This window comes from Emergencia timonensis (assembly GCF_900086585.1).
In the GTDB taxonomy this organism is placed as follows: domain Bacteria; phylum Bacillota; class Clostridia; order Peptostreptococcales; family Anaerovoracaceae; genus Senimuribacter; species Senimuribacter timonensis.
The window spans coordinates 39,059-63,510 of sequence record NZ_FLKM01000009.1; the positions used below are offsets into that span (position 1 = coordinate 39,059).

A 24,452-nucleotide genomic window follows, 5' to 3' on the forward strand; every position below is an offset into this window, starting at 1 on the left:
AGCAGGAGAAGTTTAATGCTGTAAATTCATCTATACGTCTGACACGCTATATTGGCAAGCTGTTAATATACTAAGCCGATAACCTTTAGTTTATCTTTTTCAGTTTAGGAGTTATCAATGACGAATATCATGGACTATCTCAAGTGGCGCGGCGATTTGCCCCTTGAGAAGATACCGCTCTGCGATGTGGACTATCTAGTACTCTGCAGAGTGGCTTACATCAAAATGAGGGGAATCGTGCCGGCTTCTTTTTTTGAGACAGCGATATGTCTTGCTGATATGGCGGAGGAGGTTATCAAACAGAATCTTGCTGCCAAGGAGGACGCCGCGCTTTTAACAACGCTGCAGCGCTGTATACGATTTCAAAATTTAAAACTGCTGGGTCATGTGGATATTTTTGATGATGACGAACAGGAGCAGTTTTCTGCTGTAACGGTGCTGCTTCCAGATGAATCTATGGTTATCGTGTTCAGGGGAACCGACAGCACGATTATCGGCTGGAAAGAGGACTTTAACATGGGGTTTGCCGACAATGTACCAGCACAGCAGGATGCTGCAGAATACGTAAAGAATGCCTCGGAGCAAATGGAGGAGATACTGATCCGCCTTTGCGGACATTCCAAGGGCGGCAACCTGGCGGTTTATTCGGCAGCCTTTTGTACAGAAGCGATTCAGCGAAGAATTTTGGAGGTCCGTAATTTTGACGGCCCCGGATTTAACGAGAAGAATATTCACTATCCTGGCGTTAAGAGAATCAGCATGCGGACGCGCACTTACTTGCCCCAATCGTCGGTAGTGGGAATGCTCTTGGAACATGAAGAGGAATTTACGATCGTACACAGCAAGAGCATCGGTATCTTTCAGCACGATCTCTATTCTTGGGAAATCGAAGGCGGAGGCTTTGTGAAGGATTCAAAGACCACTGGCAGCAGCCAGTTTATCGATTCTACTCTAAAAGAGTGGCTGGGCAGTATGAGCCGCGAAAAAAGAGAGGCCTTTATCAACGGTGTTTTTGCCTTGTTCAGCAATTGCGACGCCAAAACTCTGCGGGAACTCTGGAAGGGAAGGAATGCGGTGACGATTTTAAAGACCTTGGTTTCCATTGACGAACAGACAAGAGCCGTCATGCTGGAAGGACTTTCTATCCTAAAGGCATCGGCAAAGAAATCGCTCACCTTGATGCTGGATAACAAAGAAAAATGACCTTAATAAAAGGGCGGCATGCTGCATTGGTGTAAACCACGATGCAGCATGCCGCCCTTTTGTGTTGCAGAAGTTTATCGACAGAAAGTTACATGCAGTTTATGCAATGTCTTCTGCTTCTCCGCTTGTCTTCTTCTTCAATCTTACCTTTGGTTCTTTAGGCAGTCCGAACAGCGGAATCAGCCTGTCAGCGCCAGTAAATGTCAGAATTAACATGGATAATACGGCAATCATTGCCATAAAATTGAATTTGATGAAATCGGTGTTAGCGAATTCGTACAGTGGGTATACGTTAATGGCGATACCGACGTAGAATCCAAGATATACGTGCCAAGGAATCAGCTGGGAACCGAATACGCCCATGGCGTCTCCGAAAGTTGCATTTCTCAATTTCAGCTTGTACATATCTTCTTCCGTTTCCGCTTCCACATTCTCTGCGGTAATTTCTTTGATAATCGGTCCGACTGTTACGATCTGAGCCATTTCGTCAGAAAGAATCGCGTTGCCAGCCAGACAGAGGATTCCGTTGCAGGTCATCAGCTGTCTGACGTTGTGGGAGATTTTCACGATGAAGTTTGAAAGCGGTTCAAATGCTTTCATCTTGCCCATGATGCCGCCGAACGCTGCAACCCACATCATCATGACGACGACCCAGGAGCCTGCGTCTGCAAAGCCTGCCATACACATGTTCAGATAACCCTGAAGGCCAGTAGTAACATCTTCTGCACTACTGAGGATTGGGTACAGAGAAGTCGTACCTGCGAATAAACCTAAGACGTAAGCGGAAACGATACCGGAACCGATGCAGGCAAAGGTGTTTACACCGCTGATTGCCAGTCCGATAACCAAAATCAGAGGAATAATCATGTAGAGAGCGACACCGTTCTGTACCTGATTGAGCAGGTCGATGGCTTCTGGCTTTTCTTGAGCCAGATAGTCCATTGCACTCTGCGGAACGGAATCCATTACACCGGATGCGGCAACGGATTCACCAGGCAGTCCCATTACAATGCCAGCTACGAAGAAGGCGATGGCTGCCAAAACAAGACACATGACGGACCAGACGCCCTGGCTCCTGATTCTGTCTACCACCTCGACACCTTGAATACCAGAGGATACGATGGTCGTATCGGAGATCAGTCCGATGTTGTCTCCAAAGCATGCGCCTCCTGCGATAGCGCAGGTTGTCAGAAGTAAGCTGCCTGTATCGATGCAGTTTGGGTCTACGATATGCACCAGCCATAAGAAAATCGGCGCACATGCAGCGAACGTACCCCATGAAGTACCAGTTGCTACGGATAAAATTGCGGTGACGACGAGACCGACGACTGCGGTGGTCTTCGCTGAGATACCCAGTGACAGCGCGATATTTACTACGGATGCGCCTACACCGGTGGACATGAACGCACTGGCCATAGCGTATGCGAACATTAAGATAAATAGAGCAACTGTGATGTTACTGACGCTTTTTGTCGCTGCGTCAATACAGTCCTTGAAATTAAGTCCTTCTGTGACTTTGGCAATGATGACTGCCGCAACAGCTGCGATAGGTGCTGCAAGAAGTGCATCCTGCCCTGCGATCATCAAGCCTGCTAGTATGACAACCGGCACGAACTTGACTGTGGCTTTTAAGAATTTCATTCTCTTTTCTCCTTTTTTACTTAATTAATGATGAATGTGGAAAAAAATCCGTATAATAATAGAGCAAGTACTATGCCAAGATTGAAAAATATTTAACAATCGAAAAAGGGGGAAATATTGGGGTTACTGTCGGGTAATACTTTTTCCTTATGGTAAGTATGACCCATATGTGGTATTTTACCGTTAAAATAATACCAAAAATGGGTCAAATGAGTTGACTTTTGATTACAATTGGAATAGCATTAGAAGAGTACGGAAGATAGTAAAAAAGTCTTAGGAGTGATAAACATGGATAAGAATTACGGCCTGGACCGTGTGTTGGAACCGAAAGGGTTGACGCCAGCCACAGCCTGGAAGATAAATAACGATCGAAATCTCCATTCAAAGGAGGCAAGAATCAATTTAGAGCGCATTCATCTGGAATGGGATAATTTCCAGCAGATTGTCAGCAGCTGCGGTTTTGACGAAGACAAAATTAAAGCTAAAATAATGGACCTGGTGGAGAAGCGGGGGAAATTGCACAACCCGTTTACTGGCACAGGCGGTGTTTTGATTGGAACGATCGAAGAAGAGGCCGAAGATTTGGTCTCAGAAAACGATTTGAGAGTGGGAGACCGCATTTACTGCATCACTTCCTTGAGCTGTCTGCCTCTTCATATTGAAAGCATACAGGAAATCGACTATAACTATGGCCAGATTACCTGCCAGGGTTATGCCATACTCTTTGAGGCCTCACCTGTCTATAAGCTGGAGAAGGGACTGCGTCCGGATTACACCCTTGCGGCTATCGATGAAGCGGGGACCCTCTTTGGCGCTTACAATATTGCCATCGAACATCAGAACAAGAACATCGTCATCATCGGACGCAACGTCTATACTACCATGATGTACTCAGCGGCTGTGAGAGAAGCCATCGGCCCTATGTACAACGTTATTGCGGTCATGGACAAATACGCCAAAGAAAGCTTGACGCAGGAAGAAATTGAGACGGTCATGTACCCTTTGATTAAAGAGACCTATTTTGTGGATTTGACGGAGCCGATTAAATCCTTTCAATCCATGATAGGCAAAAACCCTTTGGTCGGAGAGGCGGATCAGGTTATCATCGCGGAGGATATCTTCGGTGCAGAGACTTTGGCCGTCATGATGGTAAAGCCTTTCGGCGACCTCTACTTCACGGCGGTGGAAAATCACTATGCGGAGGCGCAGATTGTAGCGGAGTCCATGGGCAAGATTATGACCATGTATGCCTTTGATCAGTACATCAAAGACTATCCCGACTTCACGATCAGGGTCGTCAAAAACATTCAGATGAAGCTGGATGAAATCAACCGTCTCTATGAGAGTAAAAAGAGAAAAAATAAGCTGACCCGCAATCGGGCCAAAAGCATTATGATTACAAGCGCTGGCAAAGAAGACGATTTTGTTTATCAGAGCCAGGTGACCAAAAGCATGATAGACGAGGTCATGAACATAGCCAAATATGACTGCAATGTCATCATTCAGGGGGAAACCGGCGTCGGAAAGGAAAAAGTGCTTTCCTTGATTCACCAGAACAGCGAGCGTCACGGCAATCCCTGCATCAAGATTAACTGCGCAACCATTGCCGAGAGTCTGGCAGAATCAGAATTCTTCGGGTATGAAGCCGGTGCTTTTACGGGGGCCCAGGCCAGCGGAAAGCCGGGTTACTTTGAAATGGCCAACAACGGAATCCTCTTTCTCGATGAGATTGGCACTCTGTCCATGAATATGCAGTCAAAGCTGCTGCGGGTTTTGCAGGAAAGTCAATTTTACCGTGTAGGAGGAACCCGGCAGATTTCTGTCAATGTCAGGGTCATCGTAGCAAACAACGTTCCCCTGAAGGACTTGGTAGATAAAGGGAAGTTCAGAGAGGATCTGTACTACAGACTGAATATCTGCAAGATTGACGTGCCGCCTCTGCGTGATCGCAAGGACGACATCCTCTGTCTTGCACAGAGCTTTGTTTCAAACTGGACAAAAAAGTATAAAATAGAAAGAGAGCTTTCGCCGGAGGCTCTCAGCGCCCTCTACGATTATTATTGGCCGGGGAACGTCAGGGAACTGGAGAACGTCATCCATCGGCTGGTCATCAGCTGCAAGGATATAATCATCTCGGGTGAAATAGTGGACGATATTCTGAACGAAAACGCCTACGGCGATATGATCGTCAGTGTAAAGAAAACCTTTAACAGAAGCGAGCATATGGACTTTCATCAGCTGATGGAGCAGCAGGAGAAGCAGATTATCGAATATGCGCTGAAGAAAGAGGGCACCACCAGAAAGGCGGCGGATCTGCTGGGACTTCCACAGACCACTTTCGCCAGAAAGAAATTGAAACACGGGTTATAAGATATGAAGAACCATTTACGAATTTACAATGAAATAAAGACCGCTTTCCTAGATAAGACTTTTTTAAAAGAACTGAACATGAAAAGAAAAGAAATGGAGAGTTGCCTCTTGGAGGCGCGGTGGATTGATATGGCGGAGGAGCTGGCAGAAAGTACTGACGAGCAGGGGCGCTTTCCGGCCAAAATGGTATTAGAAGCTTGCGAACATTATATTGACGAGCTGCAGCCTGTACCAGAGCAGGGTTGGTTAGCCCACTGCTACAGATATGTACTCAGCCAGCTATTTCCAGAAATGGGTGAACCAGAAGGCGCAGCAGAATACAGGCAGGGCAGGATTTATCTGCTGCAAATTCTTCGTGCCGTCTATGCCTGCGAAAGCAAAGTTCTGCCTTTTGATCCTACAAAGGAAATGCGTCTGCTTTCCGACCACGAGATTGAAGCGCAGGGTTATACTCCGGAGTACAACAAGCTGCGCAAGCTGATACATAATAAATATGTCTACGAATTTATGCGTATCGGTGTGGATATTACCCCCTTTAACACCTTAGGCCATATCGGCGGCGTCCATTATGTTGCCATGTTTGCAGGACGGCAGCTAGCCCGTACCCAGGTTCCTGTCGATTTGGGACTCGTTTCTGGCGCGGCGGCAGGCCACGATATCGGAAAGTATGGATGCAGAAAAAGTGAAGAAAAACGAATTCCCTACCTGCATTACTACTATACGGATCTATGCTATAACCGCTTCGAAATGCCTACTATCGGCCACATCGCAGCGAACCATTCCACCTGGGACTTGGAACTGGAGAATCTGTCTGTGGAGTCATTGCTTTTGATTTACGCGGACTTCAGAGTCAAGAGCAGCCGAAATGATCGAGGTGAAGAAGTTGTTCGCTTCTACAGCCTGGACGAGGCCTTTGATGTAATCTTAGGCAAACTGGACGATGTGGACGAAACCAAGCGGCTCAGATATCAAAAGGTCTACGACAAACTGAAGGATTTCGAGAACTACATGATGGAGAGGGGCGTCGTGACCCAGCTGCCAGCTGATTTTAGAGAACCTATGGACGAGAAGCCACAGGAGACAAAACGGCAGATCGCTTTATTAAACGGACAGGATTTGGTAAATCAGCTGAAGTTCAGCGCCATCGATCACAATATCCGTCTTATGAGCCGCTTTCACGTAGAAAGTGAATTCGGCAACCTCATCGAAGCGGCAAGAAGCGAGCGGCAATGGAAAAACCTGCGCACTTATGTCAGCATCTTTGGCGAGTATTCAACCTATATGACGGAAAAGCAGAAGCTGCTGACGCTGAAATTTCTCTATGAGCTGTTGGCACATAAAGAGAGTGATATCAGAAGTCAGGCGGCGGAAATCATGGGCAGAATGATTGCAGGCTTCAGCGAAGAGTATAAGAAGGAAGTACCGACCGATATCACCCTGCCGGACAGACTGGTAAACAATTTGTCACTTTGGGAAAAATACCTGCATGCCATTATTTTTCCGGATCATAAGTTGACAGACCAACATAAAAAATGGATTTCCAACACATTGGACAGCTTTTCAAAGGCGCTGCTGAGCCATTGCAAGGTCTCCTGCAGACACAATTACTTTGATATACTGCAGAAGTTCTACGCCATGAAAGTTTATGATGAGGGCACCGTCATGGTGCTGCTGGATGCAGGGCTGGCCATAGAGCGGGAACTCTGCACTGCCGCCTTTACGGAGCAGCTGAAACTGTTTTTAAAAGAATCTTTCGGCGCTTACAGCAAAAGTGTGGATATTGCAGTGCTGAAAGCCAGCCGTCATTATTTTGACGGATATGGGGACGACCAGTATGAGAGAGAGATCAGAAAGGTCATGAATATCCCAGAGGACGGCGAAGCCTTTGATGAAAACTTGGCAGCCATGTTTCTGGACGATTTGAAAACTGGCACGCCGTGGATTCAAAAAGTGGCGAACATTTCTTTCATGCTCAAGCATGTTGAACAGGCAGGCGATAGAGGCCGAACCCTCCATGTGGCAACCCATCTGGCTAATTTAGTAAAGGTCAGCGAAACCATTACCGTGAGAAAAGCGGCGGGCGCGGGACTTTTGTCCATCATCGGCAAGATGCCGCTGGAGCAGAGAAATGAACTGACGGTGGAACTGTTCAACGGGCTTGAAATTGGAGACTATCAGTTTTCAAAGTACATTCCCGATTACCTGGGCATCATCATGCTCTATCTGCCGCCGAAGGAGCTGGATGAATCCATCGACGAACTGCAGAAGATTCTGGAGACTGGCAACGAAAAAGCGGCTTCCTCTGTGATAAATACTTTGGGCGTCATGGTGGAGAACTACAGCATCTATAAAGGAAAATTTATGGAGCCGACAGATATTCGTGAGAAACGCAGGTTTCGGCTGCTGAATTTAATTATCAAGGCATTTGCAGGCTATAACGATGTCTGCTCTCAGGAAGCCTTCTGGACCTTAGGCATTCGTATCTTCGGCGGGAAGGTGCTGAACCTGGCAGAAAAAACGGAAATCTTTAAACATTGCTATAAGAAGATTATGTCACTGCTCTATGAGAAGAAAGAGGGGGAACTGGATTTCTACAACGATGCCGCAGTGCTGAATCATATTTATCGTTATATTTCCCAGTACCAGGCTGAAGTGGGAGCTTTTGAATTCCCTCCAGTGAGAAAGGCCGCTTTCTTCCCGGGAACCTTTGATCCCTTCAGCCTTGGACACAAGGCCGTAGCGACTACGATCAGGAATATGGGCTTTGAAGTCTATCTCGCCTTGGATGAATTTTCATGGTCAAAAAACACCCAGCCGAGGCTGCAGCGCCGGAAGATTATGACCATGTCTATCGCTGATGAAGACAATATCTTTATCTTTCCAGAGGACATTCCAGTCAACATCGCCAATCCGGCGGACATCAAGCGCCTGAAAGAAACCTTTGCCGGAAAAGAGCTTTACATCGCAGTGGGTACTGACGTCATTAAAAACGCATCGTGTTACAAGGCAGCGCCTGTGAAGGACTCCATTCATTCTTTGAACCATATCGCCTTTGCCCGCGAGTCCAACGAGCAGGGGAAAAGCCGGGGCGAGGAAAAACGATATCCCATTACGGGTGAAGTGATCAATCTGACCTTGAAAAAATATTATGAAGATATCAGCTCGACGCGGATCAGAGAAAACATCGATCTCAATCGGGACATCTCCAATCTGATCGACATCGTGGCGCAGAATTATATCTATGATAGGAACTTGTATTTGAGAGAACCGGCTTACAAGCATATTTTGCAGGCAAAAGAGATTCGGATCAGCACCTATGAAGAAAGAAGCGCGGCCTGTCTTGCGCCGATCAAAGAAGAACTGGTACACAGAGGGTATCATATGGACCGCCTGTCTGCGTATCTGGATCGGCCTGGCGTCCGCACCATCTACATTGAAAGCGGCGTGCGAAACAAGAAGATGGCGGCCTTTGCTGCCGCCCACAGAGTGGAAACCAGCCAACTGCTGGAAGAATTTGCAGATCCGTCCATTGCGGCCCATGTCAGAGAGCAGGCTGCCGGCAGCATCGCGGTGATCGGTGCCTTCTTTTCAGGGAAAAATCGTACAATATCCAACGTCAGTCAAATCGTACTGACGGAGATCCTTACGGAACTGCTGGCGAGGGACTTTGCTTATGTAGTCTATCATCCTGTGGATAAAGCGGGCATGAACCAGAGAATCGTGGACGTTCTGCGCAAGCAGGGATTTGTCAATATTGCAGATCCAGGCAGCGAACAGCCGATTTACGCCGTGGACATGAAGTCGCCGATTGTCATCTTCCGCGATGTGGAGACGGTAATAAAAAATCCGCTCAACAAGAATCCGGAGGTTTTGAAGGTCATCGACGAGGCTCACAGCAGGCTGCTGCGGACACTGACTGCGATTTACCATGGACAGCTTGTTCTTTCCTTTAATACCGGCGCCATACATCACAAGATTATCAACAAGGTGGCAGCGCTAAATCAGGTGTCGGCAGAGACCGTCAGCAGCAAGAGGGGACCGTATATGTCGGTGCCTTTCGGCAAGGCTTTAGCCGATGTGGTGGTGCCCAATACAGTGACCAAAGCGCTGCATACAGAAAAATATTTTTCAAGTGATCTCAAACACTTTACCATCGCAGAGGCAAAGCATCACGCTGTTCTCGACAATCAGGCCAGAACGATAAAATCCTTTGATCGGCCGATCATTCTTATTGACGATCTGCTGCACAAGGGACATCGCATGAATATTCTGGACCCGATTCTCAAACAAAATGATGTGGAGGTGAAAGAAATCATCGTCGGCGTTTTGACCGGCAATGCCAGGGATTTAATGACGGTGAGAAACAGGAGTGTGGAAAGCGCGTACTTCCTGCCAACCCTAAAAGTATGGCTCAACGAGAGAGATTGTTATCCGTTTATCGGCGGCGACAGTATCGACAAGGACGCGGACGTATCTATGAATTTGCTTCTGCCCTATACGACTCCCGTCTTTATCCTGAATGGAGACGCTGATGCAGTCTTCGAATATTCCAGAGTCTGCCTGGAAAACGCGAGAGAAATTCTGAAAGTACTGGAAAAAGAATACCAGTCTACTTTTGAGAAGAAGCTGACGCTGAAGAGGCTGGGGGAAGTCATCACTTATCCGAGAAGACCTGACGTAGGCGAAGGCATCAGTTACGATGAAAATCTGGCTCCGTCGGTCTATGTAGAAAATGACATTGAGAAACTAATCAGACTGAGATATAAACGTTAGAGGTAAAAATGAAAAGAATTGAGGACTTATTAAAGGAATCAGGGATTACAGGCGGTATTCCTCTCGACTACTGTCCTGTGAAACTGAAGGAAAAAAACAGAGTGAATCTGTTGGCTTTGGGGGACGTAGGCACGACTGTACTGATAGGCTTGCGGCTGCTGGGCGCCGACGTGATTTCGATCATCGGCATCTGTGACATCGATGAGTCAAATATGGTTCGCTGTGAACAGGAGATCAACCAAATCAATTATCCCTTTGAAACGCAGGGACTTCCAGAAGTGAAGATGGTCGGAGAGGAAGACCTCTTTGACTGCGATGTTCTGGTCTTCTGCGCCAGCAAAGGCGTGCCGCCCCTCGGGGCAGCAGGCGATGTGCGAATGGCACAGCTATCTGCCAATGGCGAAATAATTGCCCGTTATGGGAGACTGGCAAGAGAAAGGGATTTTAAAGGTTTGGTCGCTGTAGTGAGTGACCCGGTAGACCCACTGTGCAGAGCTTTTTTAAACAGCGCAAAATTGCGGCCGTCTCAGGTGCAGGGTTATGGTCTGGGGGTCATGAACGCCCGCGCACTGTATTTTGCAGGAAAAGATCGGCGCTTCAGCCACTATGCTGCGGAAGGCCGCGCCTTTGGCCCTCATGGTGAGGATTTGGTCATTGCCGATAGTTTGACGGCTTACGACGATCAATTGTCCAGGGAGCTGACGGCTTTGACTGTGGACGCGAATATGAGAGTGCGGGAGCTGGGGTTTAAGCCGTACATCGCTCCGGCGCTGTCCTCGGCAGCAATTTCTATCTTACTGACCCTGCGGGGAGAGTGGCATTACAGTTCTCTCTATCTTGGAAACGAAGACAAAGGCGCCTTTCTGGGCATGAAGAATAGAATGAGAGGAAGCGGACCAGAATATGAGGATGTGCCTCTCTGTGAGGAACTGTATGGGCGCATCAAAGACGCATATGAGAATTTGTGCGAGATAAAGTAATCAGTAAAAGAGGCGATGGAAAATGTTAACGGTGATTAAACCTTTCTGCAATGAATTTCATAGAGAAAACCGGATGGACCTCATTCTCTCCGAAGCGCTTGCCACAGTCGAGACAGAATATCTACTTACGGCGAAAGAACTGGAAGCGTGTGATCTGCGCGGCAGGAAAATCCTTTTTGCCGTCTGTCTGTCTGAAGCGGGGATCAATATGGAATATTACAGGATATTGGAGTATTTCAGACGAGCGCCAGGCTGCCTGACTGGATGCAGCGGCGCTGTGATCGTCGATGGAAGCGGAGAACTTTTTACCAAAAGTCTGGCTCGCAGACTTGTATTTTCAGCTAACGCAGCAGGCTGCGCATTTATCAGCAGACCGCTGGTGGAGGCCACAGGCTCTCTCTATAATTTTAAGGTAATCAGCAAGGTGCTGGGCACGGATCTGCTAGGCGCATATCAGATGCTGACAGAACGCCTGATAAAGAGATTGTGTGACTTCGAAATGTTGAAAATACGTCATCCAAATGTGCTGGCAATTCACGCCAGCAGCAGAAAGACTTCTAATAGCCTGATGCTCTGGGAAAAAGTGAAGAGTTATTTAGACGAGTCCATCAAAGTGACAGAAATTTCCCTCCGCAACGGTCAGCTGTTGGACTGCAGAGGCTGTAAGTATGAGGAATGTATGCATTTCGGAGAAAAAGGAGGCTGCTTCTATGGCGGCGTCATGGTGGAACAGGTATATCCGGCCATCATTGAATGTGACTGCCTGGTTATGATTTGTCCAAACTACAACGATGCGGTCAGTGCAAATATTACTGCCTTTATCAACCGACTGACTGCAGTTTTCAGAACCCATGACTTTTCAAAGAAAAAAATCTTCGCTCTGGTGGTATCGGGCTACAGCGGCGGCGATATCGTGGCGGAGCAGATCATCAGCGCCATGAACTTTAACAAGAACTTCATTCTGCCGGCTAAATTTGCTCTGGTGGAAACGGCTAATGATCCCGGCAGCATTTTGGACGTGGAGGCGCTTGAAGAAAAAGCAGGCATTTTCGCCAGACAAATCAGAGCATAAAAAAAGAGATCGATATTTCGGTCTCTTTTTTACAGATTAGTCTATTGGCGGGAATTCGAAATCCTTGAGCGCATCGTGCATATCCTTAAACTGCGCTTTGATGTAATCTTCAATTTCTTTCACGTCTACCTCGACATGATGCCTTCTTGCATACTCCACCATCTCGCTTCGGAGTACGAGGAAATCAATTTCTTCGTCTGCGTAACGAATCGCTACATTGGCAGCGCCATGGGAAAAACCTTTCCTTAACATTTCTTCTTTGTTCATGTTCAAGTACCTCCATACTTTTTAAGAGATGATATGTTCTATACTTATACTATAGCACTCTTTGGAAATAAAATCCATAAAATATGAAAAAAGACCGCGATGCGCGGTCTCTTCATTAATTCATCATCTTTGTCTGATAGGTGAAATCTTTGGTGGTCTCTTTCATCTGAGTCATTTGCTGTCCGATGAAGTTCTCAATCTCTTTTTCAGATACTTCAACGTCGTTTTTCTTTGCGTACTGAACCATGTAATTTCTGATGACGGCGAAATCTACATCTCTATCGACAAAACGTACGGCTCCATTTGCGCTTGCCTGGTTAAAAGCTCTCTTTAACATTACTTCCTTACTCATTATTCTTACCTCCGACACATTTTTCTATTTGCCGATATAGAAAGCATAAATCGTGCCAAATTTATGAAATTAATAGAAATAAATAGAAGAAATAAATATTCACTGCAATTCCAAGGACTTACAGCCGCCCTTTTTTTGTGTGATTACAAAGGCTTTGCCGTTTTCATATCGATTAGAAGAAAACTTGAGCCAAAAATGGATCAATCTGTGAACCGTTCTACCATAAATGAAACTTTTTTTTTCCAGCAATTTAGTGTATAATGGAAAAAGACTCTTTAGCGATGTGGAAGGGAGAGTACGTATGGACATTGATAAATTGATTGTAGAACATCCTATGATACAGAATATGATAAACTGTGAAGAGGTTTTCTGGCTTAACGAAAAAGTCGGTCAGGAAACAGAATTGCCTTTTGACATGAGTGATATAGAGGATGCAGAGAAGCGGCTTGCCAGATTTGCACCCTACATCAAAAAGGCTTTTCCTGAGACGGAGAGCACAGACGGCGTCATTGAATCACCTTTGGTGGAGATCAGCAGGATGAAGAAAGTCCTTGAAGAAACTTTTGACAAAGAGATACCGGGAAGACTATTTTTGAAATGTGACAGTCATCTGGCCGTTTCTGGTTCGATCAAGGCCAGAGGCGGTATTTACGAGGTCCTCAAGCTGGCAGAAAAAATTGCCATAGATCACGGCATGCTGACAGAAGCAGACGATTATTCCATACTGACAGAAGAAAAGTTTAAGAAGATCTTCAGTGAATACAGTGTGGCTGTAGGATCTACGGGAAACCTGGGTCTCAGCATTGGAATCATCAGCGCCAGACTGGGGTTCAAGGTCACGGTACATATGTCTGCCGATGCAAGACAGTGGAAGAAGGAACTCTTGCGGCAGAGAGGGGTCACGGTTATCGAGTACCAGGACGATTACCAGAAAGCTGTAGCGGAAGGCAGAAAAGGAGCAGAACAGGACCCGATGTGCCATTTTGTGGACGACGAAGGCTCCAGTGACTTGTTCCTGGGTTACTCTGTAGCCGCCAAAAGGATTGCAGAACAGTTTAAACGGCAGATGATCGTCTGCGACGCGGACAATCCTGTATTCGTATATATTCCCTGCGGTGTCGGCGGTGCGCCAGGAGGCGTTGCCTTTGGCCTGAAACAGGTATTCGGGGAGAACATACACATTTTCTTCGCAGAACCTACGCATGCGCCGTGTATGACATTGGGCATGCTGACGGGGCTCCACGACCAGATTGCAGTCACCGACGTGGGACTGGACGGAAAGACGGCAGCGGACGGGCTGGCAGTATCCCGGCCATCCAGACTAGTAGGAAGTGTGATGGAGACCTTGCTTGACGGCTGCTTTACGATCAGTGATGAGGATTTATATACCTTCTTGGCAAAGCTGGCAGATACCGAGGACCTTTTCATTGAGCCTTCGGCCTGCGCAAGCTTTACCGGCCCTGGACATGTGCTGTCTGCAGAAGGGTATCTGATTAAGAACAATCTGAAAGACAAGCTGAAGAATGCGACGCATATCCTCTGGGCTACTGGCGGAAACATGGTGCCGGAAGAAGAGATGAAAGCATATTATAGCATGGGAAAATAAAAAGACCAAAATTAGACCTGACGCACCGAAGATGGAAACTTTTCGGCAGGGGTCTTCAACATTAAAAAACAGAGCGTATGGAAATACACGCTCTGTTTTTTAATGCTGAAAATAAGAAGTTAACATGTGGAGACAGGACAACTGTCTATTTTACTGAATCTAAGTTAAGTACTATTCTCATAATTTATACTCTTTAATTTTTCCATACAGGGAGGCACGAGATATACCGAGAAGCTTGGCAATTTCTGCGATACTGTTATTTTGTGAGCCATATTGATCCAGATACCCCTGAATGATTCGCGATTCCTCGAACTTCAGCTGTTCTTTTAAGGTAAGCTGCGGATGAGCAGCGTTTTCATTGATGATTCCTGCCGGGCAGGATTCTGCCCCCAAACAGGATGCTTCCGCAATGTTAACAGCATACTCAATGGTATTCTCAAGTTCACGGACATTTCCCGGCCAGGAGTAATTCTTGAGAATCTGAAGAAAGGCTTTATCGATGCCAGTAATGTGCTTATTCAGTTTATCATTGTATTTTACAATGAAATGAAAGACAAGGTCGTCAAAATCCGCCATTCTTTCTCGAAGGGGAAGCACTTTTATAGGCAGGATGTTGAGTCGATAATATAGATCTGATCTGAATTTGTTTTCATCGACGAGTTTTTCAAGATCCTGATTCGTTGCAGCGATAATTCGAATATCCAGATTCGTGGGATGGTAGCCTCCAAGGCGAATGACTTTGTGTTCCTGCAGCACTCGAAGTAATTTAGCCTGCAGATGGAGAGGCATATCCCCTATTTCATCGAGAAAGATAGTCCCACCGTTGGCAATCTCAAAAAGACCGGCTTTTCCTCCTTTGCTTGCACCAGTGAAGGTGCCTTTTTCGTAGCCGAAGAGTTCACTTTCTAAGAGGGTATCTGGTATCGCGGCACAATTGATCGTTATGAAGGGCTGCTTATTGCGGGGGCTCAAACCGTGCAGGCTTCGTGCAATCAGTTCTTTTCCAGTGCCGGTCTCTCCGCGGATGAGTACAGTAGATGTACTGGCGGCAAATTGACGGATTTTAGATTTTAGTTCTGCAGTCGTAAGACTTTTCCCTAAAATACAGTCCAAAGCATTCTCCTGGGGTGTATCTGATGCGATGTACTGCCGGACGCCATCGAGGGTTCTCAAAAAGAATAGAAATTCTGTCATATCATCTTGATTGTCATCAATCACTTTGCTGCTGACAATCATGCGATTCATTTTGTCATTGACGACGACAGGTAATTCTTCATGATTAAAAGTTACACCATTATCAAGTACGCTCAAAAGGGGGCTGTCACCAGTCAGAAAGTGATATATATTAGGCGGTTCGTGAGCAGAATCTAACCCGAAGAATTCATAGAAAGCGTCATTGCATATCCGTATATCGCCATTTCGATTACAACTGAATGCAATACAGTCTAAATGCTGGAACATAATATTCATCATATTGGTAATATGTTGATATTTTATACTGGCAGTCTCTGAATTTCCAGCATTTATCATCAGATCAAGGATGGTTTGCAAGAATGTGATCACTTGGTTTGTTCTTTCAAGATAAAACTTTTTGCTGGTTTCTGAAAATACAATCATGCTGAGATATCCGTTCCAGTTATTTTCTATATGAATCGGTATAGAAATTTCGAGAGTCTGGTAGCAAGTTGAAATGTTCGGACAACCCTGACAAAGTGGGTTGTCTCGTGGATTATCGATAATCATTGGCGTGTCACTGCGAAGCAGTTCTTCTATATAAGGAGTATAAGCCCGATTATTTTTGGCCTGATTATATTTTTCGGTAGTTCCAATCAGCTTGCCGCTTGGGTCGACGATTACAACCTCCACATCAGGATACATTTCACTTACCGCTGTCACTACATTCTTTGCAATGTGTTCGATAAACAATTCTATTTTCATAAGTATAAATCACCCTTTTCTCTTTACAGAACTTAAACGCCGGTTAGCTAAATTTAAACACAAAAATAGAAAAAGTACAAGTCTTCATTCTGTCCAAAATATTGGAAAAGAATTGCATTTTGTCCAAAAAAATAGAACGCTTCTATTTTAAAGCGATTTATCGACTTTTTGCGGCGGTGAAAAGATTGAACATTGACGCAACTGTCCAAAAATATGGACGAACATGTTTCAGCTAGACAAGGTGACTGGTTCCCATGAGTAGAATTATTCAGATGAGAACTATTGTTGAAACTTTGGGATTCATGCCTGGGTGTAATGCTGATATTCTTGGCAAAATCAGGTGTTTAAAGACTTTGGCACAGATGTTGCTCTTAAATAATGTATCAATAATCTTAAGATGGAGGAGATCAGTGCATATGAATAAGGATTTAAATAAAAGATACGAAGAAGTCAGAACAGTGCCGATCACAGGCAGAGTTAGACAACTTAGGCAGGCTGTTCTGGATGCAAAACCGATTCTTTGCAGCGAAAGGGCGCTGATTGTAACGAAGTGTTATCAGGAGACGGAGGGTATGCACTTTATCGAAAGAAGGGCTCGTGCTCTGTACCGGATACTTGACGAGATGACACTGCGGATTTGGGATGGAGAGTTACTCGTGGGAACACTTGGAACCAATGGGAGACGGTCCGCTCCGGTATTTCCTGAGTTCTCAATAGAGTGGATGAAAGACGAACTGGATAACCTTTTAGAAACGAGAGAACAAGATACATTTGAAGTTCCGGAACAAGTTAAAGAGGATATCAGATCAATTTTCCCATACTGGGAGAACAAGTCGATTTATCAGAAGTACAGAAAACTGTTGCCGGAGGATACGAAAAAAGTACGGGATGCATATGTTTTCAGCCGGGATCTTTTTGAAAGAAACGGCTATGGGCATACTGCATACCAAGCTGAGAAGATTATCAAAATTGGACTGAAAGGTTTGAGAGCGGAAGTAAAAGCAAAGTATGCTGATTTGGATTTGACAAAGAGAGAAGATTTTGACAAAAAGCTGTTTTACGATGGGCTGCTGATCTGCTTTGATGCGATTACGAATTATGCAAAAAGATACAGTGATAAAGCCTTGTCTATGGCAAAAATAGAAAGTGATCCAAAGAGAAAGGCTGAACTATTCAAAATCGCAGATGTCTGCAGTTGGGTTCCAGAAAATCCAGCCAGAGATATATGGGAAGCGCTGCAGGTAGTAGAATTCATGCAGATTGTGCTGCAGCTTGAAACTAGTGGGGATTCTGTATCGCCGGGCAGAATGGATCAGTATCTATATCCATTTTATCAGAAGGCCATGGAAGATGGTATCTATACGATTTCACAAATTCAGGAGTTATTCGACTGCATCTGGCTGAAGTTTAACGAGATTGTAAAAGTGCAGGACACAGAATCTGTACACATTCATCCAGGATTTCCGATGACACAGAATGTTACCGCGGGAGGCGTCACCAGAGAAGGCAGGGATGCGACGAATGAACTCAGTTACATCATGTTGACATGCCAAGAGCATATCAGACTGCAGCAGCCGCAGTTCACGGTGAGATATCACGATGATACACCAGAGGATTTTAAGCTAAGGGCGGCAGACGTCATTGCATATGGAACTGGAATGCCTGCCCTCTTTGGAGACCGCGGCTGTATTGCATCTATGAAGCGCTTCTTTCCGGATATGCCTGTTGAAAACATGCGTAACTACTCCATTGTCGGATGTATAGAGCTGGCGCCAGAGGGGTTTCAGGCAAGAGTGAATGGAGGCTTTCTGAATCTAGCAAGAGTGGTGGATTTGGCTATGAATGATGGTGTGGACCGGCTTACCGGAAAGCAGCTTGGCCCGAAGACCGGAGATCCTGCCAAGTTTCAGACTTTTGACGACCTCTTTACAGCGACAGAAAGACAGATGAAATTTATCATTCATCATCAAGTTGTGAACAATCTGGTTGTGGATTATGTGCAGAGAGAAAATACCCCGCATCTCTTCCTTTCTTCCCTGGTTGACGGCTGTATCGAGAAGGGCAGAGATCTTACCTGGGGAGGCTCCAGATGGGGCAGTACGCCGATTTTGCTGGGAGGGATTGCTACGGCGTCCAATGCCCTTGCTGCAGTAAAAGAGAAGGTCTTTGACAAAGGACAATTCTGCATGGAAGCGGTCAACGATGCTCTCAATACAAATTTTGAGGGTGATGAGGCGGAGAAAATTCAGGAAGAACTGTTGGCAGCGCCGAAGTATGGGAACGATGATGATTTTGCAGATGCGATGATGAAGAAGATGACGGACGCTTTCTTTGCCATCATTGAGAGTCATAAAGATATTGACGACAGAAACTATTCATCCTTTACCGTAACCCTGGGCGGAACCGTGCCGATGGGATGGAAGACCGGGGCTACTGCAGACGGAAGAAAAGCGACGATGCCAATTTCTGATTCCTTTTCTCCTGCAAACGAAGGTGAAAATGGCGCGCCGACACAAGTCCTCCTTTCAGCGGGAAAAATTGATCAGAGTCACTTCAGCCAAGGGAACGTTTTGAATCTGAAATTTACGAAGACAGCGTTTCAAAGCGCAGAAGCAAAAAAGAAGCTGATGGATATGGTGACCGTCTATTTCAATACAATGGAGGGGCAGGAAATTCAGTTTAACGTTGTTGACGGCAGAACCCTCCGGCAGGCACAGAAAACGCCGGAGAAATATCAGGATCTGATTATAAGAGTTGCGGGATACAGCGCACGTTTTGTAGAGCTGGCGCAGGAACTACAGAACGATATTATCGCGAGGACTGAGCATGACAGAATTTAGGAAAAGACGAGGAATTGTCACTGATATCCAGCGATACAGCATACAGGATGGACCGGGGATCAGAACCACCGTGTTCTTAAAGGGATGTCCTCTGCGATGCGGATGGTGCTCTAATCCAGAGACACAAAAAATCGAACCGGAAGAGATGCTGGATGTCAGGACAGGAAAAGCAGTCACCGTTGGCAGGGAAATGACCGTGTGTGAGGTGCTGGATGTGGTGCGGCGAGATAAGCCCTTCTATGACGGTTCAAATGGCGGTCTGACTTTATCAGGAGGGGAGGCTCTGCTGCAGCCGGCGTTTTCTGAAGGAATTCTATGGGCAGCAAAAGAAGAAGGGATTCATACGACGCTGATGACCTGCGGATATGCAAAGTTCGATATCGTATGGCCGGTATTTGAACAGTGTGATCTGATTCTATTTGATATCAAGGGTATGGATGAGGAAAAGCATAGAGCACATACGGGGGTTTCACCACTGCCCATCCATGAAAACTTGGAGAAACTCCTGGCAAAAGGAAAGGCGGTGATCGTGAGGGTTCCTGTGATACCTGACCATAACGACAACAAAGATGCTCTTCAGGCGATTGTTAACTATGCGTCGTCAGCTGGGGTATCTTCAATAGAATTTCTGCCTTACCACCGTTTGGGAGAATCAAAGTATCAGAGGCTGCACCGCAAATACCCATGGAAGGGCATTAGTCAAGTGAATGCAGCAGATTTAAGTAAAATCGTAAATAGGCTGGATGCACCAAAGGGAATAAAACTCATTGTAAATTAGCAGGGAGAGAAGGAAATGACGGAAATTACTGAGAATACAAGAAGGATTATTGAAAAGGAAGATAGACTGCTTTCTTATACGACGAGGGTTCCATACTATCCGTTAGTAGTTGACCGGGCAAAAGGTTCACACGTCTGGGATGTGGAAGGGAACGAATTTATCGACTTGCTGGCAAGCGCGGCCGTCATTAACGTGGGCCATAATCATGAAAAGGTATTAGAAGCAGTTCACGAGCAAGCAGACAGGTTTATTCATTATACACCGGCGTACATGTATCATGTGCCACACACGAAATTGGCGGAGAAACTGGTGGAGATTACTCCGGGAGATTTTGAAAAACGTGTTGCCTTTGCACTTTCTGGATCGGCCTCGGTTGACGGAGCAATAAAAGCAGCAAGGTCCTATACTGGCAGAAATCATATCGTTTCGTTCTACCATTCCTATCATGGAACCACAATTGGTTCCCTTAGCGTATCAGGATATGGTTCTGACATGAGGAAGGGAATGGGCTCCTTGGTTCCTGATGTGCATTTTATTCCTTTTCCAGATAGCTATCGCGGCAAAAGAACGGAAGAATGCCTGGAGAGTTTCAGGGAATTGATTACCATGATTGTGCCGGCGGAGAGTATCGCAGCGGTCATCTATGAGCCGATACAGGGCGATGCCGGAATCCTGATTCCGGAACAGGCTTTTTACATAGAAGTAGAAAAGATCTGCAGAGAAAATGGAATTCTCCTCATTGCAGATGAAGTACATACGGGATTCGGGAGAACAGGAGCAATGTTTGCGTCAGAGCTTTTTCACATAGACCCGGATATCATTGTCTTGGGAAAGGCAATCGCAGCCGGAATGCCCCTCAGCGCCATTGTTGGACGAAAAGAAATCATGGAGGCATGGCATACCCCTGTACACTTTTTCAACACTGCGGGCAACCCGGTTTCCTGTGCGGCAGCAACCGCATCCATTGAGGTGATTGAAGAGGAACATCTGCTGGAGAATGCAGTGACAGTCGGCAATTATATGATGGAACGATTCAAAGATATGATGACACGTCATGAATGCATTGGCGATGTCAGGGGTTCCGGCCTGATGATCGGTGTGGACATTGTAAAGAATCGTGAATCAAAGGAACGAGATGTGCAGACGACAGCAAAAATTTGTTACAGATGCTGGGAAAAAGGCGTGATCCTTGCATTTTTCAGCGGGTGTGTATTGAGAGTAGAACCACCGTTGACGATGACGATGGAGGAAGCAAAAGATGCCTTGGATATTGTGGAAGCATCGATTACGGACGTAGAGAATGGTCTGGTCCCAGATTCGGCAGTGGACCAGGTAAGAGGGCTGTAAGGAAAGAAACAGGCAGTTTTTTTCTGAGTGTATATAAAACAGTAGTGAAAGTAATAGCAATTGTTAAATGAGAAAGGAGAGCATGATGGCAAAAAAAGGAGAATGGGTCAGAATTCACAGGGTAATTCTTCGGGCAGAAGAAAGAACTGCGAAGCTGCCGGAGGACACAAAGCATTGCGATCTTGAGATGTGGACGAAGGGAGAACTATTGGATGACGCAGAAATTGGCGACGATGTACGGATCCGGACGGCGGTGGGGAGAACGGAGCACGGCCGCCTCATCGAGGTTGAGCCGTACTATACTCACAGCTATGGAAAATTTGTGCCTGAGATCATTGAAATTGATAAAAAACTGAGAGAAGAGATGGGAGGGATTGCATAATGCGGTTGCCTAAAGATTATGATTCCGTTATGGCAAGATCTAACGAGATTCAAAAGAAAGCCCTTGGAATGGATTTTGATAAGTACGAATCGGGAAGCGTTGCCTTCGATTATGAGGGGCTGATGAAGGATACGGGATACACGATTCAAGAATGCATTGAAATCGAAGCGGAAACTGCGGTTGGAAATACCCCGCTGATCGAACTGAGAAATATCACAAAGCTTTCCAGAAAATATGCGGCGCCGGGGATGGGAGCGAGGATATTTGTGAAAGATGAGATGTGCAATGCTTCCGGGAGCTTCAAGGCGAGGAGAGCAGCTTTGGCGGTGCATCATGCGAAGAAGCTGGGATATGAGGGCGTTATGGCGGCAACTTCCGGAAATTACGGTGCAGCAGTTGCATCTCAGGCTGCGATGCAGGGAATGAAATGTATTGTCGTTCAGGAGTGCTATGATTCCAACGGCATTGGTCAACCTGAAATCATTGAAAAAGCGAGAAAGTGCGAGGCACTGGGCGCGGAAGTTGTACAGCTGACGGTAGGTCCGGAACTTTTCTATTCCTTCCTGGACATCCTCGAAGACACCGGATACTTCAATGCGTCTTTATACTCTCCTTTTGGCATCGGAGGCGTTGAAACTCTGGGATATGAAATTGCATTGCAGTGTCGTGAAAAATTGGGAAAAGACCCGGACATGGTGGTCTGCACGCAGGCAGGCGGAGGTATGGTCACCGGTACTGCGAGAGGACTGCTGAAGGCCGGTGCAAATGACACAGAGATTGTGGCGGCATCAATCGATCTGACAGGACTGCATATGGCATCAGACAAGGCATTTAACCGAAAGTCCTGTACAACAGGTCATACGGGATTCGGCGTGCCTCACGCGTCTAACCCTGATATCTCGGATACACCGAGAAGCGCGGCCCGCCCGCTGAGATATATGGACAGGTATGTGACGACAACACAGGGAGAAGTCATGTTTATAACCGAAATGCTGGCGCAGCTGGAAGGCCTTGAAAGAGGGCCCGCAGGAAATACATCGCTGGCAGCGGCATTTTCTTTGGCTCAGGAACTTCCGGAAGATGCAATTGTAGTGGTTTCTGAAACTGAGTATACGGGTGCAGGAAAGCATATCCAACCGCAGCTGACCTTTGCCAGAGAGAACGGCATCGACATCCGTTTCGGAAGTCCGAAAGAAGATATTCCGGGTACAAATCTGATTTTACCGGAAAACGCAGGTCTCGTGAGACATAAAGATGCAGATCTTGATCGTATGCGAAAGTCGCTCATTCAAAGAGCTGCAAAGAAAGTTTCCGCGGATAAGATGACAGCGGAGGATATGGCTTTTCTGGCAGCAGAAACGAAAACAGATATGGATTATGTAAGGGCTATGTTAAAACTATAGAGAATGAAAGGTGAGAAAAATGGATTTATTAAATATCTTAAATGGTTATATATGGTCGATGCCACAGATTGTACTCCTGTTAGGGACAGGTTTATTATTCACCCTTGCCATGAAATGCACACAGATCAGAATGATTCCGACGATGATTAAGCTCTTATTCAGCGGCAAAAAATCCGAGCATGGACTTTCTTCATTTCAGGCTTTCACCCTTGCGATTGCAGGACGAGTCGGCGTGGGCAATATTGCCGGAGTAGCGACTGCAGTATGCATGGGAGGTCCGGGATCTATCTTTTGGATGTGGGTCATCGCAATTATCGGATCCATTACAACCTTCGTAGAATGCAGCCTTTCGCAGCTTCATAAAAAAGTCATCAATGGTGAGTATCGCGGAGGATGGATGTACTATATTGGGGATCGGTTTAAGTTTCTCGGAGCATTTACAGCGGTGTTATTTGCGATAACAATGCCATTTACCCAATCCAGTCTGCATTCGAATAATATTGCCGTAGCTGTATCTAACGCCTTTGGCACGCCCAAGTTAGCAGTCGGTATCGCAATTGCAGTCATTTTAGCTGCGGTTATATTTGGCGGCGCAAAGAGGATCGGTCGAGTTGCAGAGTTGGTAGTTCCTGTTATGGCCGTCGGATACATTGGCGTTGCGCTGGTGATCATCTTTGCACATATAACGGAAGTTCCTGATGCTTTTGCAGCAATTGTAAAAGGAGCCTTTGGAAAGGATCAGATGATTGGCGCAGCCATGGGCAGCGCAATGATTTGGGGAACGAAAAGAGCACTTTTTTCGTCAGAGACAGGACTTACAACGGCAACGCCTTCCGCTGCGTCAGCAGAAGTGTCCCACCCAGCAAAGCAGGGGCTCGTACAGACATTTTCAATCTATATTGACACGCTGTTCGTATGTACTGCGACGGGGCTGATGCTGGTCGTTTCGGGATGCTACAATGTACAGGACGGAAGTGGAAATATGCTCTATATGGGACTGGGCGAAGCCATTGAAGCGGGACCGGTCTGGGTTGCCAGAGCCATGGAAACCGTCATGCCATGGGGTTCACAATTTATCGCCATTGCAATTTTCTTCTTCGGTTTTACGTCGATTATGAACCACAATTATAGTACGGTTTCTGCGGTGATGTACTTCTTTCAGAAGAAGAATTTTCCTAAATGGGCAGAATATCTGGTACACATGTGCTTTATCGGCGGCGTGATATTTGGCGCTACGATGTCGTTAGATGCTTCGTGGGCATTAGGCGACGTATTGCTGGGATCAGCAACGTGGATCAATTATATCTTCTTATTGGCAAGCGCAGGAGTGGCGATTAAGCTGCTAAAGGATTTTGAAGAGCAGAAAAGGCAGGGGCTTGATCCGGTCTTTGATCCTGACAAGTTTGAAGGCGTTAGGGGATTTGATTTCGATATGGGCATTTGGAGAACCATCCGTGACAAATATAAGAGCGGAGATTTGAAAAACTAATTGTTTATTTA

Annotated in this window: 17 protein-coding genes; 13 read left to right on the plus strand and 4 right to left on the minus strand. The window is 46.2% G+C overall.

Annotation, left to right across the window (positions count from 1 at the left end; all coding sequences use genetic code 11):
• Nucleotides 1–117 precede the first annotated feature (117 nt).
• The gene (locus tag BN6539_RS11155) at nt 118–1,203 is read left to right on the plus strand and encodes an Mbeg1-like protein (protein ID WP_067538370.1); all 1,086 of its coding nucleotides are present in this window, start codon (nt 118–120) and stop codon (nt 1,201–1,203) included.
• 99 nt (nt 1,204–1,302) lie between these two features.
• On the opposite strand, the gene BN6539_RS11160 is transcribed toward BN6539_RS11155, so the two are convergent.
• Nucleotides 1,303–2,844 (minus strand): Na+/H+ antiporter NhaC family protein, encoded by a 1,542-nt coding sequence (locus BN6539_RS11160; RefSeq protein ID WP_067538372.1) that lies wholly within the window; start codon nt 2,842–2,844, stop codon nt 1,303–1,305.
• A 288-nt stretch (nt 2,845–3,132) separates the two neighbouring features.
• On the opposite strand from BN6539_RS11160, the gene BN6539_RS22925 reads away from it, so the two are divergent.
• From BN6539_RS22925 to BN6539_RS11180, 4 genes are read left to right on the plus strand one after another with little or no spacing between them, the layout of a single operon-like run.
• On the plus strand, nt 3,133–5,214 hold the full coding sequence (locus tag BN6539_RS22925; RefSeq protein WP_067538373.1) for a sigma-54 interaction domain-containing protein: 2,082 nt from the start codon (nt 3,133–3,135) through the stop codon (nt 5,212–5,214).
• Nucleotides 5,215–5,217: 3 nt separating this feature from the next.
• Nucleotides 5,218–9,987 carry a nucleotidyl transferase family protein gene (locus BN6539_RS11170; protein WP_067538375.1) on the plus strand — a complete coding sequence of 1,590 codons (4,770 nt, stop codon included), beginning with the start codon at nt 5,218–5,220 and terminating at the stop codon, nt 9,985–9,987.
• Between the two features lie 8 nt (nt 9,988–9,995).
• Nucleotides 9,996–10,967, plus strand: a complete 972-nt coding sequence (locus tag BN6539_RS11175) for a lactate/malate family dehydrogenase (protein ID WP_067538377.1) — start codon at nt 9,996–9,998, stop codon at nt 10,965–10,967.
• A 22-nt stretch (nt 10,968–10,989) separates the two neighbouring features.
• Nucleotides 10,990–12,039, plus strand: coding sequence for a flavodoxin family protein (locus BN6539_RS11180; protein WP_067538378.1), 1,050 nt, complete (start codon nt 10,990–10,992; stop codon nt 12,037–12,039).
• A 36-nt stretch (nt 12,040–12,075) separates the two neighbouring features.
• Here the strand turns inward: BN6539_RS11180 and BN6539_RS11185 are convergent, their stop codons facing one another.
• Both BN6539_RS11185 and BN6539_RS11190 read right to left on the minus strand, forming a co-directional pair.
• Nucleotides 12,076–12,306 carry a hypothetical protein gene (locus BN6539_RS11185; protein WP_067538380.1) on the minus strand — a complete coding sequence of 77 codons (231 nt, stop codon included), beginning with the start codon at nt 12,304–12,306 and terminating at the stop codon, nt 12,076–12,078.
• 115 nt (nt 12,307–12,421) lie between these two features.
• On the minus strand, nt 12,422–12,658 hold the full coding sequence (locus BN6539_RS11190) for a hypothetical protein (RefSeq protein WP_067538381.1): 237 nt from the start codon (nt 12,656–12,658) through the stop codon (nt 12,422–12,424).
• Nucleotides 12,659–12,721: 63 nt separating this feature from the next.
• Between BN6539_RS11190 and BN6539_RS22760 the strand changes: the two genes are divergently transcribed.
• Nucleotides 12,722–12,919, plus strand: coding sequence for a hypothetical protein (locus BN6539_RS22760; RefSeq protein ID WP_207645097.1), 198 nt, complete (start codon nt 12,722–12,724; stop codon nt 12,917–12,919).
• Between the two features lie 40 nt (nt 12,920–12,959).
• Entirely contained in the window at nt 12,960–14,264 is a 1,305-nt protein-coding gene (locus BN6539_RS11195; protein ID WP_067538382.1) for a D-serine ammonia-lyase, read from the plus strand.
• Between the two features lie 177 nt (nt 14,265–14,441).
• On the opposite strand, the gene BN6539_RS11200 is transcribed toward BN6539_RS11195, so the two are convergent.
• A complete protein-coding gene (locus BN6539_RS11200) occupies nt 14,442–16,202 on the minus strand; it encodes a sigma-54 interaction domain-containing protein (RefSeq protein ID WP_067538384.1) in 1,761 nt (586 codons plus the stop codon).
• Nucleotides 16,203–16,618: 416 nt separating this feature from the next.
• On the opposite strand from BN6539_RS11200, the gene BN6539_RS11205 reads away from it, so the two are divergent.
• From BN6539_RS11205 to BN6539_RS11230, 6 genes are all read left to right on the plus strand, one after another.
• A complete protein-coding gene (locus tag BN6539_RS11205; protein WP_067538385.1) occupies nt 16,619–19,042 on the plus strand; it encodes a glycyl radical protein in 2,424 nt (807 codons plus the stop codon).
• Nucleotides 19,029–19,820 carry a glycyl-radical enzyme activating protein gene (locus BN6539_RS11210; protein WP_067538386.1) on the plus strand — a complete coding sequence of 264 codons (792 nt, stop codon included), beginning with the start codon at nt 19,029–19,031 and terminating at the stop codon, nt 19,818–19,820. The genes BN6539_RS11205 and BN6539_RS11210 overlap by 14 nt, the downstream gene beginning before the upstream one ends.
• Nucleotides 19,821–19,835: 15 nt before the next feature.
• Nucleotides 19,836–21,167: an aminotransferase class III-fold pyridoxal phosphate-dependent enzyme gene (locus BN6539_RS11215; RefSeq protein WP_067538388.1), complete on the plus strand. Its 1,332-nt coding sequence runs from the start codon at nt 19,836–19,838 to the stop codon at nt 21,165–21,167.
• An 82-nt stretch (nt 21,168–21,249) separates the two neighbouring features.
• Entirely contained in the window at nt 21,250–21,549 is a 300-nt protein-coding gene (ortA, locus tag BN6539_RS11220) for a 2-amino-4-oxopentanoate thiolase subunit OrtA (RefSeq protein ID WP_276326622.1), read from the plus strand.
• Complete coding sequence (gene ortB, locus BN6539_RS11225; RefSeq protein ID WP_067538392.1) at nt 21,549–22,952, plus strand: 2-amino-4-oxopentanoate thiolase subunit OrtB; 1,404 nt, start codon at nt 21,549–21,551, stop codon at nt 22,950–22,952. The genes ortA and ortB overlap by 1 nt, the downstream gene beginning before the upstream one ends.
• Before the next feature lie 19 nt (nt 22,953–22,971).
• Nucleotides 22,972–24,441 carry an alanine/glycine:cation symporter family protein gene (locus BN6539_RS11230; RefSeq protein WP_067538393.1) on the plus strand — a complete coding sequence of 490 codons (1,470 nt, stop codon included), beginning with the start codon at nt 22,972–22,974 and terminating at the stop codon, nt 24,439–24,441.
• Nucleotides 24,442–24,452 lie beyond the last annotated feature (11 nt).

What these genes read in the sequence shown, in the direction of transcription:
- BN6539_RS11195 (WP_067538382.1), top strand. Translation starts at nt 12,960, where the DNA reads ATGGACATTGATAAATTGATTGTAGAACATCCTATGATACAGAATATG.
- BN6539_RS11190 (WP_067538381.1), bottom strand. Translation starts at nt 12,658, where the DNA reads ATGAGTAAGGAAGTAATGTTAAAGAGAGCTTTTAACCAGGCAAGCGCA.
- ortB (WP_067538392.1), top strand. Translation starts at nt 21,549, where the DNA reads ATGCGGTTGCCTAAAGATTATGATTCCGTTATGGCAAGATCTAACGAG.
- ortA (WP_276326622.1), top strand. Translation starts at nt 21,250, where the DNA reads ATGATGGCAAAAAAAGGAGAATGGGTCAGAATTCACAGGGTAATTCTT.
- BN6539_RS11155 (WP_067538370.1), top strand. Translation starts at nt 118, where the DNA reads ATGACGAATATCATGGACTATCTCAAGTGGCGCGGCGATTTGCCCCTT.
- BN6539_RS11160 (WP_067538372.1), bottom strand. Translation starts at nt 2,844, where the DNA reads ATGAAATTCTTAAAAGCCACAGTCAAGTTCGTGCCGGTTGTCATACTA.
- BN6539_RS11215 (WP_067538388.1), top strand. Translation starts at nt 19,836, where the DNA reads ATGACGGAAATTACTGAGAATACAAGAAGGATTATTGAAAAGGAAGAT.
- BN6539_RS22760 (WP_207645097.1), top strand. Translation starts at nt 12,722, where the DNA reads ATGAAATTAATAGAAATAAATAGAAGAAATAAATATTCACTGCAATTC.
- BN6539_RS22925 (WP_067538373.1), top strand. Translation starts at nt 3,133, where the DNA reads ATGGATAAGAATTACGGCCTGGACCGTGTGTTGGAACCGAAAGGGTTG.
- BN6539_RS11170 (WP_067538375.1), top strand. Translation starts at nt 5,218, where the DNA reads ATGAAGAACCATTTACGAATTTACAATGAAATAAAGACCGCTTTCCTA.
- BN6539_RS11185 (WP_067538380.1), bottom strand. Translation starts at nt 12,306, where the DNA reads ATGAACAAAGAAGAAATGTTAAGGAAAGGTTTTTCCCATGGCGCTGCC.
- BN6539_RS11210 (WP_067538386.1), top strand. Translation starts at nt 19,029, where the DNA reads ATGACAGAATTTAGGAAAAGACGAGGAATTGTCACTGATATCCAGCGA.
- BN6539_RS11175 (WP_067538377.1), top strand. Translation starts at nt 9,996, where the DNA reads ATGAAAAGAATTGAGGACTTATTAAAGGAATCAGGGATTACAGGCGGT.
- BN6539_RS11230 (WP_067538393.1), top strand. Translation starts at nt 22,972, where the DNA reads ATGGATTTATTAAATATCTTAAATGGTTATATATGGTCGATGCCACAG.
- BN6539_RS11180 (WP_067538378.1), top strand. Translation starts at nt 10,990, where the DNA reads ATGTTAACGGTGATTAAACCTTTCTGCAATGAATTTCATAGAGAAAAC.
- BN6539_RS11200 (WP_067538384.1), bottom strand. Translation starts at nt 16,202, where the DNA reads ATGAAAATAGAATTGTTTATCGAACACATTGCAAAGAATGTAGTGACA.
- BN6539_RS11205 (WP_067538385.1), top strand. Translation starts at nt 16,619, where the DNA reads ATGAATAAGGATTTAAATAAAAGATACGAAGAAGTCAGAACAGTGCCG.